We start from the raw sequence: 17,075 nt of genomic DNA, 5'->3' as shown, positions 1-17,075 counted from the left end.
TACTCCTTCTAGGTTAGTTTAGAACAAGCCCGGGATTTTCATGCCGCCTGTGAATTTGCCCATATCGGCGTTCGCAATTTCTTCAGCCTTGGCAAGTGCATCGTTAACCGCAGTCAGCACCAGATCCTGCAGCATTTCCACATCATCCGGGTCAACCGCCTCAGGCTTGATGTTGATGGACAAAATTTGTTTATGGCCATTCGCTTCTACAGTAACCACGCCGCCGCCGGAAGTTCCTTCAACGGTTTTTGTAGCAAGCTCTTCCTGCGCCTTCAGCATTTGCTCCTGCATCTTTTTCACTTGCTTCATCATTTGGTTCATATTATTCATGATTCATCTCTCCTTATAATTAGGGTGCACGTAGGGACGCGCTAGTCTTTTATGACAACGAGGTCTTCTCCAAACAGCTGGATCGCCTCATCAATCCATGGTTTTTCTCCACCGGCATCAGCTTCTTCATGTTCCAGCTTAAGCTCTTCCGCCTGAGGCTTGCCTACTCCTTCTACCGCATCATTCCAGTCGCGAAGCATCATGGTCACCAGATGGTACGGCTTGCCGAGCATAGACTCAAGAACCCCTTCAATCACCTGTTTGTTGGCAGGTTTCTCCGTGGTTTCGCGGTGGATGTTGTTTTTGAAAGCGACAAGGACCTTGTCTTCCCATACGGATACGGGCTCACCATCCATCAGCCATGCGTGAACCGTTACCTTCTCCTCTTTCACGTTCTGCAGAATTTGGGCCCACTGCCGATGTACAGCGGTATAATCCTCTCCGGTCCGGGAGGATACATACTGATCCATATGCTGCGGAATCTTGGCCGTTGAAGCTGCTTTCGGTGCAGGTGTACGGGCAGACTTGGCCGGTTCGCGTTGATTCGATGCAGGAACACCGTTTTGAATCAGACGCTCCAGCTTTTTCTCAAGTGCGGCTACATGCTGTTTCAACTGAGCCAGTTCTCCCGCATCGGCGGTAGAATGGACAGCTGCGGCCCCGCCGCCGGATTGGGTAATGCCGGAAAGCTTGAGCAGTGCCACCTCAAACAGGGTTTGCGGCTGCGAGGCATATTTCATCTCACTCTGATAACGGTTGAGCGTATCAATCATTTGAAACAGCTCATCCCGGCTGAAGGCATTTGCCATCTCCTGAAACTCGGCCGGGTTCAAAACCCGATCGGTCAGCTTGTCGGCATCGGGAACCATCTTGATCATAAGCAAATCGCGGAAATAGTACAGGAGATTCTCCATGCATTTATCTGCGCTTTTTCCCTCCTGCATAAATTGCTCCACGATCTGCAGGACCAGTCCGGCATCCCCCTGCTTCACGGCGCCGGCCAGACGGCCAAACTGCTCTGAGGCAATGCCTCCCGTCATGTCCATGACCTGCCGGTAAGATACGGTACCTCCAGTGAAGGAAGCGATCTGATCCAGAATGCTCAAAGCATCCCGCATACCGCCATCCGATAGACGCGCAATATACTGCAGCGCTTCATGCTCAGCCGTAATGCCTTCTTCCCCGCAGATCTGCTCCAGACGTCCGGTTTGTTCCTCCAGGGACACCCTACGGAAGTCAAACCGCTGACAGCGTGAAATAATCGTTGCCGGAAGCCTGTGCGGCTCTGTTGTCGCTAGTATAAACATCACGTGTGCCGGCGGCTCCTCCAGCGTTTTCAGCAAGGCATTGAACGCTTCCGTCGTCAGCATGTGTACTTCGTCAATAATATAAACCTTGCGCCGTACTTCGGTCGGTGCGTATTTGACTTTCTCCCGCAAATCACGAATTTCCTCTACGCCGCGGTTGGATGCCGCATCGATCTCCTGGACATCCATGACGGCTCCGGACGTTATGCGCCGGCAGGCCTCGCATGCATTGCAGGGTTCCTCAGCCGGACCATGCTCGCAGTTCACGGCTTTGGCCAAAATTTTAGCGGCACTGGTCTTGCCTGTACCCCGTGGACCGCTGAACAGGTAGGCATGGGAAACCCGCTGCTCGCGAATGGCATTCTGCAGGGTCTGGATAATATGCTGCTGGCCCACCATGTCGCCGAACGACTGTGGTCGCCAAGCTCGATATAACGCGATATGTTCCACTATGCTTTACCCTCTTTCAACTTCCACTTCGCGAAGATTAGGAAATCCAAGGCTCACACCAAAGCCCAATCCTCACGTGCTTTACAAGTTATATTCATGGTCAATCCCAGCCTAAACGGCATGAGTCAACGGTTATATTATACTACATTCTATACTACTTTCCCCTGCCTTAGCAAAACGTTTACTTGGAAAACTTTATCCAAAGTTCACGTGAAGCATTCGCTCCAATTTAGAATCCCGCCTCGACAAAAAACACCCTTGCCAAAGGCAAAGGTGTTATGTGATGCAGATATGTATACCGTGCACCTGTTATTGATCATTGCGATCCGAGCGGCAATCCTGAGCAGCAACTCGGGCTAGGCACTCCTCCGGCACAAAAGCGGTCTTGCTTATGGCTGCTTCCTTCCGGACCTGACCAGGTTCACAAGTGCTCATTGCGGAGGACCCAACCGTCAACGTTGAGCGCAGGGACCAGCCTCACATCGACAACACCTCTAACAGGAATTCAACCTCGCTACAGCGGATTGCGAGTTACAGGGCACCGCTACCTCCCCGTCTAGCACGGCGAACTTTAGTATATCGCATGGCTACCAAAAAAGCAACCGACGGAAGAAGTTGCATACTCCATCGGCCCTGCAGACAGACAAAAACCCTTCGACCACCAGGGCGAAGGGTTTGTTTATTAGATACCGTATTTCTTCTTGAATCTATCAACACGACCGCCAGCATCCAGGAATTTCTGTTTACCTGTGAAGAACGGATGACAGTTCGAGCAAATCTCTACACGAAGATCGGGTTTCACAGAACCTGTTTCAAACGTATTACCGCAAGCACAAGTAACTGTAGTAACGTGATATTTCGGTTGAATATCTTGTTTCATTGTAGCTTTCACCTCTTTCCGCCCTGAGCCTCATGCGGACCCAGAGTTATATGGACACATAAAAGGAGTATAGCACGAGCAAATTGAATGCGCAATAGTCCATACACAAATCATCAGACAAGTCCGCAATTGGAACTACACCCTATTTTTAGCACATTCGAGTCCGTGCTAGTTAAATAATCGAAGGCCGCTTTTTCGGTCTCGCCTGTCCAGCAGGGGGCACATGCGTATAGGAGCCGATCACCACATCCGGCAGCTCCTCCTGCATGATCTCGATCGCCTGCTTCATTCCGAGAATCTCGCCTTGCGCAGGCGGAATGAGGCCAAGATAGCTCTCAGGGTCAATATTCAGATTGCGAAGCTGAATCAATTTGAGTCCCGTTCGCCGGGCAAACTCGATCATGGCTTCCAGCTCTTCCTCGCGGTCGGTCACGCCCGGAAAGATCAGATAGTTAATGGATGTATATACGCCCTGATCCGTTGCGTAACGAAGAGATTTCTCCACATTAGCGAGCGTGTAGCCTCTTGGCTTGTAGTATGCGTTATAATGGGCATCCAATGCACTGATCGTGCTGACTCTCATCAGATCAAGACCCGCATCCACGATACCGCGGATAAAATCGGTCAGTCCCGCATTGGTGTTAATATTGATGTAACCCATGTCGGTCTGTGCCCGGACTTCTCGCATGGCCTCTATAATGATCTTCGCCTGGGTGGAGGGTTCGCCCTCACAGCCTTGGCCAAAGCTGATGATCGACTCCGGAGTCTTCAGATGCTCCAGCATGACCTGCACCAGCTCATCCACTCTCGGACGGAAGTTCATGCGCGTCTGCGGGGAGACAAAGCCGCTGTCATCCGGCTGTTCCGAAATGCAACCGAAGCAGCCCGCATTGCAGGAGTAAGACACGGGAACCGCGCCTTCCCAGCGATTCAGGAAGGTGTTGGACGCCGTCAGGCATTCGTATCCCAGCGCACAGTTAGAAAGATGTTCGTAGAGCCGGTTTTCCGGATACTTCTCCTTCAGCGTCTTAACTCCAAGCTCAAGGTCGTCCAGATCGCAATTCACAGGATTCCACTTCTCGGGATCGTCGGACAAACGCGCCGTCGTATAGAAAGCGCCATCCTTCCATACGACCGCCGAGTAACCAAACAGCGGCAGCTTATACTCCTTGTCCGATTTCACGTACCCCGGCAGGCAGAGCCGGGTGTAGCCTTGCGGCAGAAGCGCTCCGACAGCCGTATACCCGTCCTCAAGCGGCATCATGTCACCGGTCTTTGGATCCATTCCGATCGCTCGGGTACTCGGAAGTCCGACCAGCGTAGCTCCCTCCGGCAAAGGTATCAATTCATCTTCCAATATCTCGACGATCATATCTCCGCTGCGGGCCAGCCCGAACAGCTCGGAATGATCGTATACATTCCCTTGTTCATCTGCATAAACCAAATACATGTTGATCTCCTATTCTCCGGTTGATTCAGGGCTTAGCTCTGAGGGGCCGTCGCCGCAGATGCACGCGATGGACGTCTGGCTGTCTGGCCCTGAGTCCCGGTTCCGCCGCCGTTGTTGGCATTCACGTCAAATGATGCCAAGAACTCCGCGTTATTCTTGCTATCACGCATTTTTTTAAGGAAGCCTTCCACAAAATCGGCAGAGTCGTTCATATTTTTGCGGATCGCCCAAATGGTATCCAGTTCATCCTTGTTCAGCAGCACCTCTTCGCGCCGGGTACCGGAGCGACGAATATCGATCGCCGGGAAAATACGGCGTTCCGCGAAGCGGCGGTCCAAGTGCAGCTCCATGTTGCCTGTGCCTTTAAATTCCTCATAAATGATATCATCCATCCGCGATCCGGTTTCAACCAAGGCTGTCGCCAGGATCGTCAAACTTCCGCCTTCCTCCACGTTACGAGCCGATCCGAAGAAACGTTTCGGACGATGGAATGCCGCAGGATCAATACCGCCGCTCAGCGTTCGGCCGGACGGAGGAATGACCAGGTTGTACGCACGAGCCAGACGGGTGATGCTGTCCAGCAAGATAACCACGTCCTTCTTATGCTCCACCAGCCGCAAGGCGCGCGACAATACCAGTTCCGCCACTTTGATATGGTTCTCCGGAAGCTCGTCAAAAGTAGAAGCAACCACCTCACCCTTAACGGAACGCTGCATATCCGTCACTTCTTCAGGCCGTTCATCGATGAGTAAAACAAACAGTTCAATCTCTGGATTGTTGGTTGAGATGCTGTTGGCGATTTCTTTCAAGAGGAGCGTTTTCCCTGCTTTTGGCGGTGCCACGATCAAACCGCGTTGTCCTAAACCTACGGGTGCAAGCAGATCCATAATTCGGGTTGACAACTGATTAGGGGATGTTTCAAGAACAAGCTTTTCTTGCGGATATAGAGGAGTCAAGGCTGGGAAGTGTAGTCGTTCCGCTGCGACGGCAGGATTCTCGCCATTCACGGCGTTGACCTGCAGCAGTCCGAAGTAACGTTCGTTCTCTTTCGGCGTCCGGCATTTGCCAGAAACCAAATCTCCGGTCCGTAAATCGAATTTGCGGATCTGGGAGGCCGAAATGTAGATATCCTCCGTGCTCGGCAAATAGTTGATCGGTCTCAGAAAACCGTATCCTTCCGGCAAAATCTCGAGTACGCCCTCCATGAACATCAAGCCGCTCTGTTCAGCCTGCGCCCGGAGAATGGCAAATATCAATTCTTTTTTCTTCAACTGGCCATAATAAGGAATCTGATACTTCTTGGCCAGCTTATACAGATCCGTCAGCTTCATGCCTTCCAAATCGGCTATTTGTAAATCCATTCAATAACCACCTATTCAATTATTTGTTTCTGTCGCAGCAGTTCCCTGCTGTCATGTAGTCTATTAGTCTATGAGAGCTTTACTAGGAGCATTACCCAAATCAGAGGGAGATATGCAGTTTCCACCACACATTTCCCTCATTTTGGTAAAAAAATCACTCTTCTTCGGTCTCACGCCACACGTCGGCACCCAGCTCTCGCAGATTGGAAACGAGATGGTCGTAGCCGCGGTCGATGAATTCCACGCCGCTTACCTCTGTTATCCCTTCAGGCACCGTCAGTCCCGCAATGACAAGGGCCGCACCCGCCCGCAGATCGGTTGCTTTGACCTTGGCTGCGTTCAGCGGGCCGCCTTCGATGATGGCAGAGCGTCCCTCCACGCGAATTTTGGCCCCCATGCGAACGAGCTCCGGAACATGTTTAAATCGGTTGCTATATACAAAATCACTAAGGACGCTGACGCCTTCCGCTTGCGTAAGGAGGCTGGTCATCGGTGACTGCAAATCCGTTGCAAATCCAGGATATATAAGCGCCTTCACATCCACATGCTGATACCGGGCTTTACCGATCACGCGGATGCTTTCGTCCAGCTCTTCGATGCCCACACCCATCTCGATCAGCTTGGCCGTGAGGGCCTCAAGATGTTTCGGGATGACGTTGTCAATCAGAACATCGCCGCGCGTAGCTGCGGCAGCAATCATATATGTACCGGCCTGAATCCGGTCTGGAATAATGGAATGTCGGCAGCCATGCATCTCGGTCACGCCCTCGATCCGGATGGTTTCCGTTCCGGCGCCCTTAATGACAGCTCCCATGGAATTCAAAAGTGTTGCAACATCTATAATTTCAGGCTCTTTCGCCGCGTTTTCGATAATTGTGGAGCCTTTGGCCTTGGCAGCCGCCAGCATAATATTAATCGTTGCACCTACGCTGCTTACATCGAGGTAGATCTTCGCGCCCCGCAGCTCTTTGGCATGCAGGTGAATCGAGCCGTGTTCGTTGGTCACGGTCGCGCCAAGCGCTTCAAAGCCCTTGATGTGCTGGTCGATGGGACGAGGTTCAAAATTACAGCCGCCCGGCAGGCCGATCACGGCTTCTTTAAATCTTCCAAGCATGGCGCCCATCATATAGTAGGACGCGCGCAGTTTCTTGACGGGTCCGTTAGGCATCGGAATGGATTTGATATCAGAAGGGTCAATTCTCATCTGATTGCCTTCCCATGAAACTTGCCCGCCTAATTCCTCAAGGATCTCAGCATAAACAGCCACATCGCTGAGAAGCGGCAAATTATCAAGTACGACTTCCGATTCCGCCAGGATTGCGGCGGGAATTAACGCAATAGCACTGTTCTTGGCACCGCTGATTGTTACAGCACCTCGCAGTGGGCGTCCACCGCTGATCATCAATTTTTCCATAAGCTTTCGGTTCCCCCTACATCACTTCGCAGCCGGAAATGGTTCTGATGCCCGTCATACAAGAAAAACGTCGTATCGACGTTCCTAAAGGATGACAGACGCAATAAGCGTTCGTTTTCGTAGCGATTATCCGGTTGTGAAGCCTCACAATCCGCTTGCGCTTTTTGATAACTTAATAAATGAAATGGAAAAACACCGGCTATGCGGTGTGCTTTCCATTTCATTGTATGCAGCATAAGACAGCCTAAAATATCTTAGGTGATTCCTATCGTCATGTTGCGGCCACGAAGGCTACAAGCGACTTTTGTGTGTTACGGGTGATTAAGCTTGATTGTTGGAACCAAACTCACGGATTTTGCCGACAACGGTTTCCTTGATTGCCTCGCGGCCTGGTTTCAGGAATGTGCGCGGATCGTAAGCTTCCGGTTTAGCGGCAAGCACTTCACGAACAACTTTGGTGAACGAGATTTGGTTCTCGGTATTAACGTTGATTTTGGAAGTACCCAAGGAGATAGCTTTCTTGATGTCATGCGTCGGGATGCCCGTACCGCCATGAAGCACCAATGGAAGTTTCACAGCATCGCGAATCTCTTCCATCTCTTTAAACCCAAGGTTTGGTTCGCCTTTGTAAGGACCATGGACAGAACCAAGCGCAGGCGCCAATGTGTCGATGCCTGTCTCGTTCACGATGCGCACGCAGTCGTCAAGCTTCGCGTACATTACGTCGCCGATAACGTCATCCTCTTGTCCGCCGACCATGCCGACTTCGGCTTCAACGGAAACGCCTTTGGCGTGAGCATACTCAACCACTTGTTTCGTTGTTGCAATATTCGTCTCAATCGGGCTGTGGGAATCATCGATCATAACCGAAGTGAACCCTGCATCGATTGCTTCTTTACATTTCTCAACACTTGAACCGTGGTCAAGGTGAATGGCAACAGGAACTGTAACTTTCAGGTCCTCCATCAAACCTTTTACCATGTGTACAACGGTGCTGAATCCACCCATGTAACGAGCTGCGCCTTCGGAAACACCAAGAATTACCGGCGATTTCTCTTGCTCAGCCGCTTCAAGAATTGCATATGTCCACTCCAGGTTGTTGATGTTGTATTGACCAACAGCATATTTACCTTCGAGTGCTTTGTTCAGCATGTCTGTCATTGATACTAATGGCATGGTTTCATCCTCCTATAGATGCTTAGTTTGTCTATGGTTTTTAGCCGATATAACATACGGACTTATTATACCACATCGCGTCATAAATACTAAACAAGCATTTCCTAAATTGCTGCGAAGGAACTCACATTCTGGCAAAAAAAGAATTCCGCCCCTTGAGCAGAATTCATCATTCAACCGATGTTGTTCGCGGTCCCTTTCAGCTGCATGTTGACGGCTTGCCGCATCTCGTCGATGTCGAAGGGTTTGGTAAAATGCATCAGCGCTCCAAGATCGGTCGCTTCCTTGATCATGTCAAGCTCTCCATAGGCTGTCATCATGATCACCTTAATGTCCGGATTCATCTGTTTAATATGCTTCAAAATCTCAAGCCCGTCCATTCCAGGAATTTTCATATCCAGCAGCACCAAATCCGGGGCATGCATCTTCACGATTTCAAGGGCAGCCTTGCCGTTCGCCGCTTGGAACGTCTCATATCCTTCACTGCTGAACACTTCCACAAGCAGGATGCGGATCCCATTCTGGTCATCCACAATCAGCACTTTGTGTTTGCTTTGTTTGCTCATCCTTCCAACCTCCCGATACTTAAATCCTACAATGAGTATATGCAAACTCGAAAGTTCATAACTTTCCCATAAACCGGCCATTATTTGTATTCGCCTGTAGATGTCGAATTCCTTCCTGTCCTAAAAAAAGCAAGAAAAAAAGATCACGAATTGGCTGCATCCGATATCGACAGCGCTGGACAGGATTCCGGACCTAAGCCCCACCCTTCACGCAGCGACAAACGAATTTGCACGCAAAAAAGAGCCTCTTCAAAAAGAGGCTCTTCCCAATTATGCCTGATGCTGGATCGAGGCTTTTACAAATTCACGGAACAATGGCTGCGGACGGTTCGGACGGGAAGTGAATTCCGGATGGAATTGCACGGCGAGGAACCAAGGATGTCCTGGCAGCTCCACGATCTCGACCAGACGTCCGTCCGGTGAAGTACCGGAAATACGCAGGCCCGCTTTCTCGATATCTTCGCGGTATTGGTTGTTAAACTCGTACCGGTGACGATGTCTTTCGTAAACCAGCTCGTCCTGGTAGCAGGACTCGGCAAGCGATCCCGGAACCAGCTTGCACGGATACAGGCCAAGGCGCATCGTTCCGCCAAGATCCTCGATATCCTTCTGCTCCGGAAGCAGGTCGATAACCGGATATTCGGTAGCCGGATCAATTTCGGAGCTGTTCGCGCCGTTCAGACCTAAGATCGAACGGGCATATTCGATGACGGACACTTGCATGCCAAGGCAAATACCGAAGAATGGAATGTTGCGCTCGCGGGCATAACGGATCGCGCTGATCTTGCCTTCGATACCCCGGTCTCCAAATCCACCAGGTACCAGAATACCGCCGATGCCGTTCAACGTCTCTTCCACATTGTCCGCCGTAATTTCCTCGGCGTTCACCCAGCGGATCTTCACGTCGGCATTGGCATCAAAGCCGGCATGGGACAGGGATTCCACTACGCTGAGGTAGGCGTCATGAAGCGCGACATACTTGCCGACAATCGCAATCTCAACGGTCTTCTCCAGCTTGGAGACGCGCTCCACCAGATCTTCCCACTCGCTCATATCCGGCGCAGGAGTCGTCAGCTTCAGATGATTGACAACAATTTCGTCCAGGCCTTCATCGCGCAGATTCAGCGGCACCTCATACAGGGAGGACGCGTCGCGGCATTCTACGACCGCGTTAGGGTCGATATCGCAGAAGAGCGCGATTTTGGCTTTCATCTCGGTTGAAAGCTCATGCTCCGTACGGCACACGATGACATTCGGCTGAATGCCGATGCTGCGGAGTTCTTTTACGCTGTGCTGCGTCGGCTTCGTTTTCACTTCACCGGCTGCCTTAATATATGGAATGAGGGTTACATGAATATACATCACGTTCTCACGGCCAACATCGCTCTTGATTTGACGGATGGCCTCCAGGAAAGGAAGGCTTTCGATATCGCCGACCGTTCCGCCGATTTCGGTAATGACCACATCCGAACCCGCTTCACGGCCCGCACGGAATACGCGCTCCTTGATCTCGTTCGTAATATGAGGAATAACCTGCACGGTGCCGCCCAAATATTCCCCCCGGCGTTCCTTGCTAATAACAGAAGAGTATACTTTTCCTGTTGTCACATTGCTGTTCTTCGACAGGTTAATATCGATGAAGCGCTCATAGTGTCCCAGGTCCAGGTCGGTTTCCGCACCGTCGTCAGTAACGAACACTTCGCCATGCTGGTAAGGACTCATGGTGCCCGGATCTATATTAATGTACGGATCGAATTTCTGAATCGTTACCTTGAGCCCTCTGTTCTTAAGCAATCTGCCGAGCGAAGCGGCGGTAATTCCCTTACCTAGAGATGACACGACTCCGCCTGTTACAAAAATATACTTTGTCACTGTTAAAAACCCTCCTATATAATCTCCATAACTTCAGGCGACATATGATGTTTATCCTAACCCGTTTTCCCCTGATTCATCAGAGGGACCAACAAAAACATCGCTCGCTTCCAATAATGGTGAGCGAGCTGACCTCCGACCTATTACAAACCGCATATATTGACGCTAAAATGATCCCCATCGGGCTGCCGGTACGGCATAACGTTATGAGGCTTCAGGGCGAGCGATTCCAATACATCTTCTTACTCTGCATATCTGAATCTTGTTCTTGCTATATTGGCCCGGAAGCTAGCGTCGTTTACACTTTCCGAGCCTTAAAAACAAAAAAAGTGACCCCGAATAAATAACGGGGCACTTTTATATTAAACATATTTAATCCACAATCATAAGCCCAAGCAATAGTTTACTCTGTGCCTTGTCTGCTTGTCAAGAGAAGAACCAACCTCAAAATTCCCCAATCGGCCGACATCGTAAAACACAGTCATAAACCATGCGGACTGGCTTAAATTCCGAGCGGAATGACAGATTAATCTCTGTCGTCTTCCTCAAATTCTTCCTCTTCCAGATCTTCTTCCTCGGAATCCGCATCTTCGTCATCCAATTCGTCATCATCCAGAACAACGTCCTCATCTACATCATCGTCGGCATCGTCATCATCCGGGAAGAGATCGTCGTGATCATCGTCTTCATCGTCGATGCTGTCGAAATCCTCTTCGGCATCGTCGCCGCTATAGGTATCCTCTTCATCCGTGAAGTCATCGTCATCGTCGTCTTCATCATTGATGATCCGCGGACGTTTGGCGTTCGCAATCGGATCTTCGGACTTCTCCAGCGGATACCAGCGCTTTAGTCCCCACAGATTCGTACCTACACATGCGAAACGTCCGTCTATATTGATCTCGGTATATAACTGGGCAATCGTTTCGTTAATTTCCTGTTCCGTAAAGCCGCGAAGCTTGGCCACCTCATTCATCAGGTCACGGTAATAATACGGCGTATTCGCCGCCTTCAGAACCATAAAAGCCAGGTCAACCATCGGGATTTCCTGAATCTTCTCCGGATCGATCTTTAAATTGAGCGGATTACTCACTAACGCACACTTCCTCTCACACAATCTTCACGTTATACCCTCAACATATCCATTATCAAAACTAAGTAAAACCTATTTGGAAATAAAAATCAAGTTTTTATGCTCCATTACCCATCAGATACCAAATGGAAAAAGACGGAGACGATTCTCTCCGCCTTCTGACTGTACCCGCCCCTAGGATCGACTCCTTACGGGATAGATAAGAGAACCTTGATATTCTCTCCATGTATCTTATGTTAGCCCTGCTGCTTTGACACGGTAAACAGGGCCTATTTCCCGGAAAAAGGGCAACATCCCATTCGGGCACTCTCCCCGGCTCATACAATACTGAAGCAACGGTTCATCGAGAAGGGAGATTGCCACACATGGATTACACCCGGATCATGCAATCACTACTTGCAGAGACGAACCCTATGCGGAACGTCCGGGAAATGAACCGGCGGCTCCTCACGTTTCATGACCCTCAGCTGTACCAGAAATGCATCCGCGAATGGAACCGGCTCGCAGGGAAAAGGCGTTTCCCGAGTTCGGTCAACCGCTCGCCGCTTACTCGCACCATCATCGCTCCAGCTCCCCAAACCGCGAAGTTTGAAGCGGAGTTTCGGAACGAACTGATGGTTGAAGAGGATGAACAGGTTCATATCCACGCCATACAGGGGACAATAGGAACGCTAACCGGGATCCCATGGGGTATCAAGCAAATCAAAGCCCCTCAAGCCTGGTCTACCTCGACAGGACACCGCGTGAAGATTGCCGTTATCGACACAGGGGTGGATTTCGGTCACCCGGATCTGAAGTATTCGCTGACCCGAGGGGTCAACCTCGTCCATCGCAACATCCCGCCTTATGACGACAATGGGCATGGAACGCATATCTCGGGCACCATCGCTGCAGCTAACAGCACCCAAGGTATGATCGGCGTTGCTCCCAGATCTGTCGTGTATCCGGTCAAAGCCTTTGATCACAACGGCTCCGCCTTCGTGTCGGATATCATTCTGGCCATCGACTGGTGCGTGCGGGCCGAGATCGATATCATCAATATGAGTTTCGGCATGCAGACCCGAAGCCGCACGCTGCTGGATATCGTAAGCAAGGCCAACCAAGCAGGCGTCCTCATTGTGGCCTCTTCCGGCAATGACGGCAAACGCCGTACCGCGGACTATCCTGCCCGTTATCCCCAAACGATATCCGTCGGAGCTACCGACCGCAGCCGGAGAATCCCCGGCTTCAGTAACCGCGGGCAATTTGTCGATATTTATGCGCCCGGAGATAAAATCGTGTCAGCCTGGCTGCAGGGAAAATACCACGAAATGAGCGGCACTTCCATGGCCACTTCACACGTCAGCGGAACAATCGCCCTGCTGCTTGCCCAGAAGCCTGACTTGAAAAAAACAGCTACGATCAAGGCCCTGTTGCGGCGCACCTCCTCCCCCCTTAAGCTCAAAAAAGGATACAGCGCCTCCGATGGAGAGGTAAATGCCTTGAAATTTTTGCGCGAGGGCATGAAATTATAAATTCGGTTCATCAGCAACGCAAACGCCCATTTCGTTCACGCATTAAAAACAGCCGTCTTTCCAAAGAAAGACGGCTGTTGGCTGTTATGGCATATGAAAGGGAAGCCCCTTCTTACATGCGTTCCGGCGCCGATACGCCCATCAGGCGAAGCACGTTGGCAATGACCGTGCGGACGGCTGCCAGCAAAGCAAGGCGGGCTTGCGTTTGATTCGCGTCTTCCGTAATGACGCGTTCGGCTCTGTAGTAGCTGTGGAACAAGGAGGCCAGTTCATATACATACCGGATAAGCCGGTGCGGTGCATAGTTCTCCGCAGCAAGCGACACTTCCTGCGGGAGTTCTCCCAATTTGCGCAAAATGTCGTATTCATGCTCGGCGGTCAGAACGCTAAGGTTCACGTCGGCAAGCGGCAGGAGGCTAACGCCTTGCTCCTCCGCTTGGCGGAATACGCTGCAAATGCGTGCGTGCGCATACTGTACGTAGAAGACCGGGTTCTCGTTGGATGTGGACACCGCCAGATCCATGTCGAAATCCAAATGCGAATCCATGCTGCGCATGGTGAAGAAATAGCGGATCGCGTCCACGCCGACCTCATCCATCAAATCTTCCATCGTGACCGCTTTACCGGTACGCTTGGACATCTTCACCTTCTCGCCGTCCTGGAACAGGCTGACCATCTGGGCGATCAATACGATGAGTTTGTCCGGGTCATTGCCGAGCGCCTCCATGGCAGCTTTCATGCGCGGAACGTAACCATGGTGGTCGGCTCCCCAAATATTCAGGATCTTGTCATAGCCGCGCTCGTATTTATTGCGGTGGTACGCAATATCCGGCGTCAGGTAGGTATACGTTCCGTCATTCTTGACGAGGACGCGGTCTTTGTCATCCCCATAATCGGTGGTGCGGAGCCAAGTTGCCCCATCCTTCTCGTAAGCTTCGCCCTTGGCTTTCAGTTCTTCCAGGGATTTCTCCACCAGTCCATCCTCATACAGGGACGTTTCGCTAAACCACTCGTCAAAATGGACGCGGAATCGATTCAAATCGCGTTTGATTTTACCAAGTTCCTTCTCAAGCCCGAATTGACGCAGGAATGCCGTTCTCTCGCCAGGATCCATCGATAGCAAGGAATCGCCTTTTTCGGCTACGAGCTCTTTGGCAAACCCTTTGATATCCTCGCCATGGTATCCGTCTTCAGGCATTTCGGCATCCTGGCCGAGCTCCTGCAAATAGCGGGCTTCGAGGGATTTAACCAGGTTCACGACTTGGTTGCCTGCATCATTGATGTAGTATTCGCGCGTAACTTCGTATCCTGCAAAATCAAGCACATTGCAAAGGGCATCGCCTACCGCCGCTCCGCGGGCATGTCCAAGATGCAGGCTTCCGGTGGGATTGGCGCTGACAAACTCCATCTGGACCTTTTGCCCTTCGCCCGTAGCGATCCGCCCATAGTTATCGCCCCGCTCTTGTACCAATGCCACGATCGGATAGAGATACCCCTTGTCCAAGGTAAAGTTAATAAACCCGGGCCCGGCGATCTCCGCTTTCTCAATGGAAGCCTTCGCCGTATCCAAATGTTCCAGGATAGCTTCCGCGATTTGCCGCGGGTTCTTCTTGGCAATCCGCGTCAGCTGCATCGCTACGTTCGTAGCCAAGTCGCCGTGCGACTTATCCTTCGGAACTTCCAGCGTAATGGCGGGCAGCTCCTCGCGGGACACCAGTCCGGCAGCTACGGCAGCGTCTCCTACCGCCTCTGCAACCAGCCCGTTAATGTGATCTAATGGATTCATAGTCATGATTCATGTGCCTCCTGAATAGTCAAACTGATCGAAAAGTGTCCCGAAAACTCGTCAAACACATATAAATCATACGCCCAAGCCGCTCGTCCGGTCACGCCCTCTAGCGCTAGCTCCAGACGCTGGGTGTGCGTAGACAGATTAAATGAAGTGAACGGGGAGCGATAATATCCAGGCAATTGCAGTCCCAGCTTAAACGCCTGCTCGGACTCCACCTCGCCATGACGGATCAGCTTCAGCTCGTCCTCCGTCAGTTTGAGCATGGCCCGGGTTTCCCCTTGATGCGGTCCAAGCGCCGGCTCCGTATAGCGCACATACAGCACCTTCCCCTTGATAAACGCCTCTGCGGGAAGCTCCTGTATCGTATTCTCTCCTTCGTGAAGGCTCTGAAGACGGATGTTCACTTGTTTTCGGTCGTTCATGTACGTTCCTCTTTTCCTTACCTATTGTATTACTATATCCAGTATAGCCTTGCAATTCAAATGAGGATTTTAGCAAAAGTAAAGAAACATGTCTTTCGTCGTATTTTCGGAGAGGTTGGAGCGCATCCTTATTTCCCATATTTTTCGGCCCATTGCTCGCGCCATTCCCCGAAACTGTTACCCGTGATTTCCTCCAAGGTCTTTCCATCAATGGAATAAGGAGCTCCATCTAGATCGTTCCGATCAGGGAACGAGGTTCCCCCGATGACCTTCCCCTCCGACATCATCACGAACAAGGCCGTATTCGTATTATACATGCGGTCAAGCGGATGCCCGGAAACCTTGAAGCGATAGGTGACAATTTCTTTTCCGTAGTAGTTTGCCGGATCTTGGCTCTGTACACTCCATGTCTGAATATAGGGGATTGCGCCGTTACCAGGTGCGAGAAGAGATTTCTCAAGCGTATAAGTAATCGGTTTACTGGAGTGGCTTACAATCTTATAGCCCAGCGATTTCACGTAAGAGGCCGCTGTCTTCTGTTCTTCGGACATGGGTTTGCCGATATGAACGCTTAGTTGCATGAATGAATATAGGATTGCGATGCTTAAACCAATACCTGCCCATAACCAAATACGAGTTCGCTTCATAAGCAGCCTCCCCATTACGTCGACCTGGCCGTTCATAGGATTAGAATACCAAAAAATTGAAATCAATGGGCGGTCAAGAAAAAGAATAGGCCTGATTCAAGAAGAATCAGGCATGATCCATACTATAGGTTACAGCGGAAGCAAGGATACCTTCTCTCGCGCGTCCAGCTTGGCCACCATGTCGTTCCAGGCTTGCGGCTTCTCGGGCAGCACCGAATAGTATCGTCTCAAGAAGTTGGCAATCAGCTCCGCAGGCAATTCATCAACGGCATCGTCGCCCGGCATGAAGCAGAAATCAAGCCCGCTCACCGCTTCGCCATCATTATTCCAGGACGGATGCACATAGTCGATATCCGTGCGTTTGTAACCCAGATGCGACAGGACTTCGCGGCGAACGAACGGATCCATGGGCTTCACGCCGCCGAATGCATGGTCCTGCACCCGATATGGATCGTAAATCTCGGCAAACATGCCGAACAGCTCTTTGCCGTTTGCTGCCGCCAATTGATTCAGATCCTTCAAGCGATGTTGTGCCAGGAATCGGCCGATGCCGAGCCCTTCACGCCCGATAATGGTAAAATCGGTCATCGCCACGTTCCAGTCCTCGTAATAGCGGTATTCCGTCGTACCCACCACTTCGTCCTCATGCAGGGCAACAAATACCCGAATGCCCGGATCTTCGAGCGGCTCCTTCCATAAGCTGAATTCCAGCACCTCTTCCGGAGGGAACACTTCCTTCATGAGATCGTGCATTTTGCGGAACAAGGGATCTTCGATGCTCGTAATGCGAATATATTCCATAAA

At 51.1% G+C, this 17,075-nt stretch carries 15 protein-coding genes and 1 other RNA gene; 1 reads left to right on the top strand and 15 read right to left on the bottom strand.

All coding sequences use genetic code 11. The features are described 5' to 3' along the window. Nucleotides 1-18: 18 nt before the first annotated feature. The 11 genes from AC3RCL_RS00670 to rpoE form a co-directional block, all read right to left on the bottom strand. The gene (locus AC3RCL_RS00670) at nt 19-330 is read right to left on the bottom strand and encodes a YbaB/EbfC family nucleoid-associated protein (RefSeq protein WP_009595540.1); all 312 of its coding nucleotides are present in this window, start codon (nt 328-330) and stop codon (nt 19-21) included. A gap of 41 nt (nt 331-371) precedes the next feature. Continuing rightward, entirely contained in the window at nt 372-2,087 is a 1,716-nt protein-coding gene (gene dnaX, locus AC3RCL_RS00665; RefSeq protein ID WP_096777304.1) for a DNA polymerase III subunit gamma/tau, read from the bottom strand. Between the two features lie 298 nt (nt 2,088-2,385). Next, nucleotides 2,386-2,652: signal recognition particle sRNA large type (gene ffs / locus AC3RCL_RS00660), an RNA gene on the bottom strand. 117 nt (nt 2,653-2,769) lie between these two features. Continuing rightward, nucleotides 2,770-2,967 carry a 50S ribosomal protein L31 gene (rpmE, locus tag AC3RCL_RS00655; RefSeq protein WP_006207505.1) on the bottom strand — a complete coding sequence of 66 codons (198 nt, stop codon included), beginning with the start codon at nt 2,965-2,967 and terminating at the stop codon, nt 2,770-2,772. A 172-nt stretch (nt 2,968-3,139) separates the two neighbouring features. Next, on the bottom strand, nt 3,140-4,417 hold the full coding sequence (locus AC3RCL_RS00650; protein ID WP_492534145.1) for a radical SAM family protein: 1,278 nt from the start codon (nt 4,415-4,417) through the stop codon (nt 3,140-3,142). A gap of 32 nt (nt 4,418-4,449) precedes the next feature. After that, nucleotides 4,450-5,778 carry a transcription termination factor Rho gene (gene rho, locus AC3RCL_RS00645; RefSeq protein ID WP_012818386.1) on the bottom strand — a complete coding sequence of 443 codons (1,329 nt, stop codon included), beginning with the start codon at nt 5,776-5,778 and terminating at the stop codon, nt 4,450-4,452. 154 nt (nt 5,779-5,932) lie between these two features. Then, nucleotides 5,933-7,192, bottom strand: a complete 1,260-nt coding sequence (gene murA / locus AC3RCL_RS00640) for a UDP-N-acetylglucosamine 1-carboxyvinyltransferase (RefSeq protein WP_036662837.1) — start codon at nt 7,190-7,192, stop codon at nt 5,933-5,935. A 321-nt stretch (nt 7,193-7,513) separates the two neighbouring features. Continuing rightward, nucleotides 7,514-8,368: a class II fructose-1,6-bisphosphate aldolase gene (fba, locus tag AC3RCL_RS00635; RefSeq protein ID WP_012818384.1), complete on the bottom strand. Its 855-nt coding sequence runs from the start codon at nt 8,366-8,368 to the stop codon at nt 7,514-7,516. Between the two features lie 173 nt (nt 8,369-8,541). Then, nucleotides 8,542-8,934 carry a response regulator gene (locus tag AC3RCL_RS00630; protein WP_009595517.1) on the bottom strand — a complete coding sequence of 131 codons (393 nt, stop codon included), beginning with the start codon at nt 8,932-8,934 and terminating at the stop codon, nt 8,542-8,544. 270 nt (nt 8,935-9,204) lie between these two features. Beyond that, the gene (pyrG, locus tag AC3RCL_RS00625; RefSeq protein ID WP_192570119.1) at nt 9,205-10,806 is read right to left on the bottom strand and encodes a CTP synthase; all 1,602 of its coding nucleotides are present in this window, start codon (nt 10,804-10,806) and stop codon (nt 9,205-9,207) included. A gap of 526 nt (nt 10,807-11,332) precedes the next feature. Further along, nucleotides 11,333-11,896 carry a DNA-directed RNA polymerase subunit delta gene (rpoE, locus tag AC3RCL_RS00620; protein ID WP_090914358.1) on the bottom strand — a complete coding sequence of 188 codons (564 nt, stop codon included), beginning with the start codon at nt 11,894-11,896 and terminating at the stop codon, nt 11,333-11,335. 365 nt (nt 11,897-12,261) lie between these two features. Here rpoE and AC3RCL_RS00615 point away from each other — a divergent pair, with 365 nt between their 5' ends. Continuing rightward, nucleotides 12,262-13,410 (top strand): S8 family peptidase, encoded by a 1,149-nt coding sequence (locus tag AC3RCL_RS00615; RefSeq protein WP_492534141.1) that lies wholly within the window; start codon nt 12,262-12,264, stop codon nt 13,408-13,410. 112 nt (nt 13,411-13,522) lie between these two features. Here the strand turns inward: AC3RCL_RS00615 and argS are convergent, their stop codons facing one another. From argS to AC3RCL_RS00595, 4 genes are all read right to left on the bottom strand, one after another. Further along, on the bottom strand, nt 13,523-15,202 hold the full coding sequence (argS, locus tag AC3RCL_RS00610; protein ID WP_492534139.1) for an arginine--tRNA ligase: 1,680 nt from the start codon (nt 15,200-15,202) through the stop codon (nt 13,523-13,525). Continuing rightward, nucleotides 15,199-15,624, bottom strand: a complete 426-nt coding sequence (locus tag AC3RCL_RS00605) for a YwiB family protein (RefSeq protein WP_096777299.1) — start codon at nt 15,622-15,624, stop codon at nt 15,199-15,201. Before AC3RCL_RS00605 ends, argS begins: the two co-directional genes overlap by 4 nt. 128 nt (nt 15,625-15,752) lie before the next feature. Then, entirely contained in the window at nt 15,753-16,271 is a 519-nt protein-coding gene (locus AC3RCL_RS00600) for a hypothetical protein (protein ID WP_492534137.1), read from the bottom strand. Nucleotides 16,272-16,400: 129 nt separating this feature from the next. Beyond that, nucleotides 16,401-17,072, bottom strand: a complete 672-nt coding sequence (locus tag AC3RCL_RS00595; RefSeq protein ID WP_492534135.1) for a GNAT family protein — start codon at nt 17,070-17,072, stop codon at nt 16,401-16,403. Between the last annotated feature and the right edge of the window lie 3 nt (nt 17,073-17,075).

The sequence above is a fragment of the Paenibacillus sp. MT86 genome, assembly GCF_058792535.1.
The sequence above is the reverse complement of the archived record's forward strand: the minus strand, read 5'-3'. Positions and strand labels throughout refer to the sequence as shown.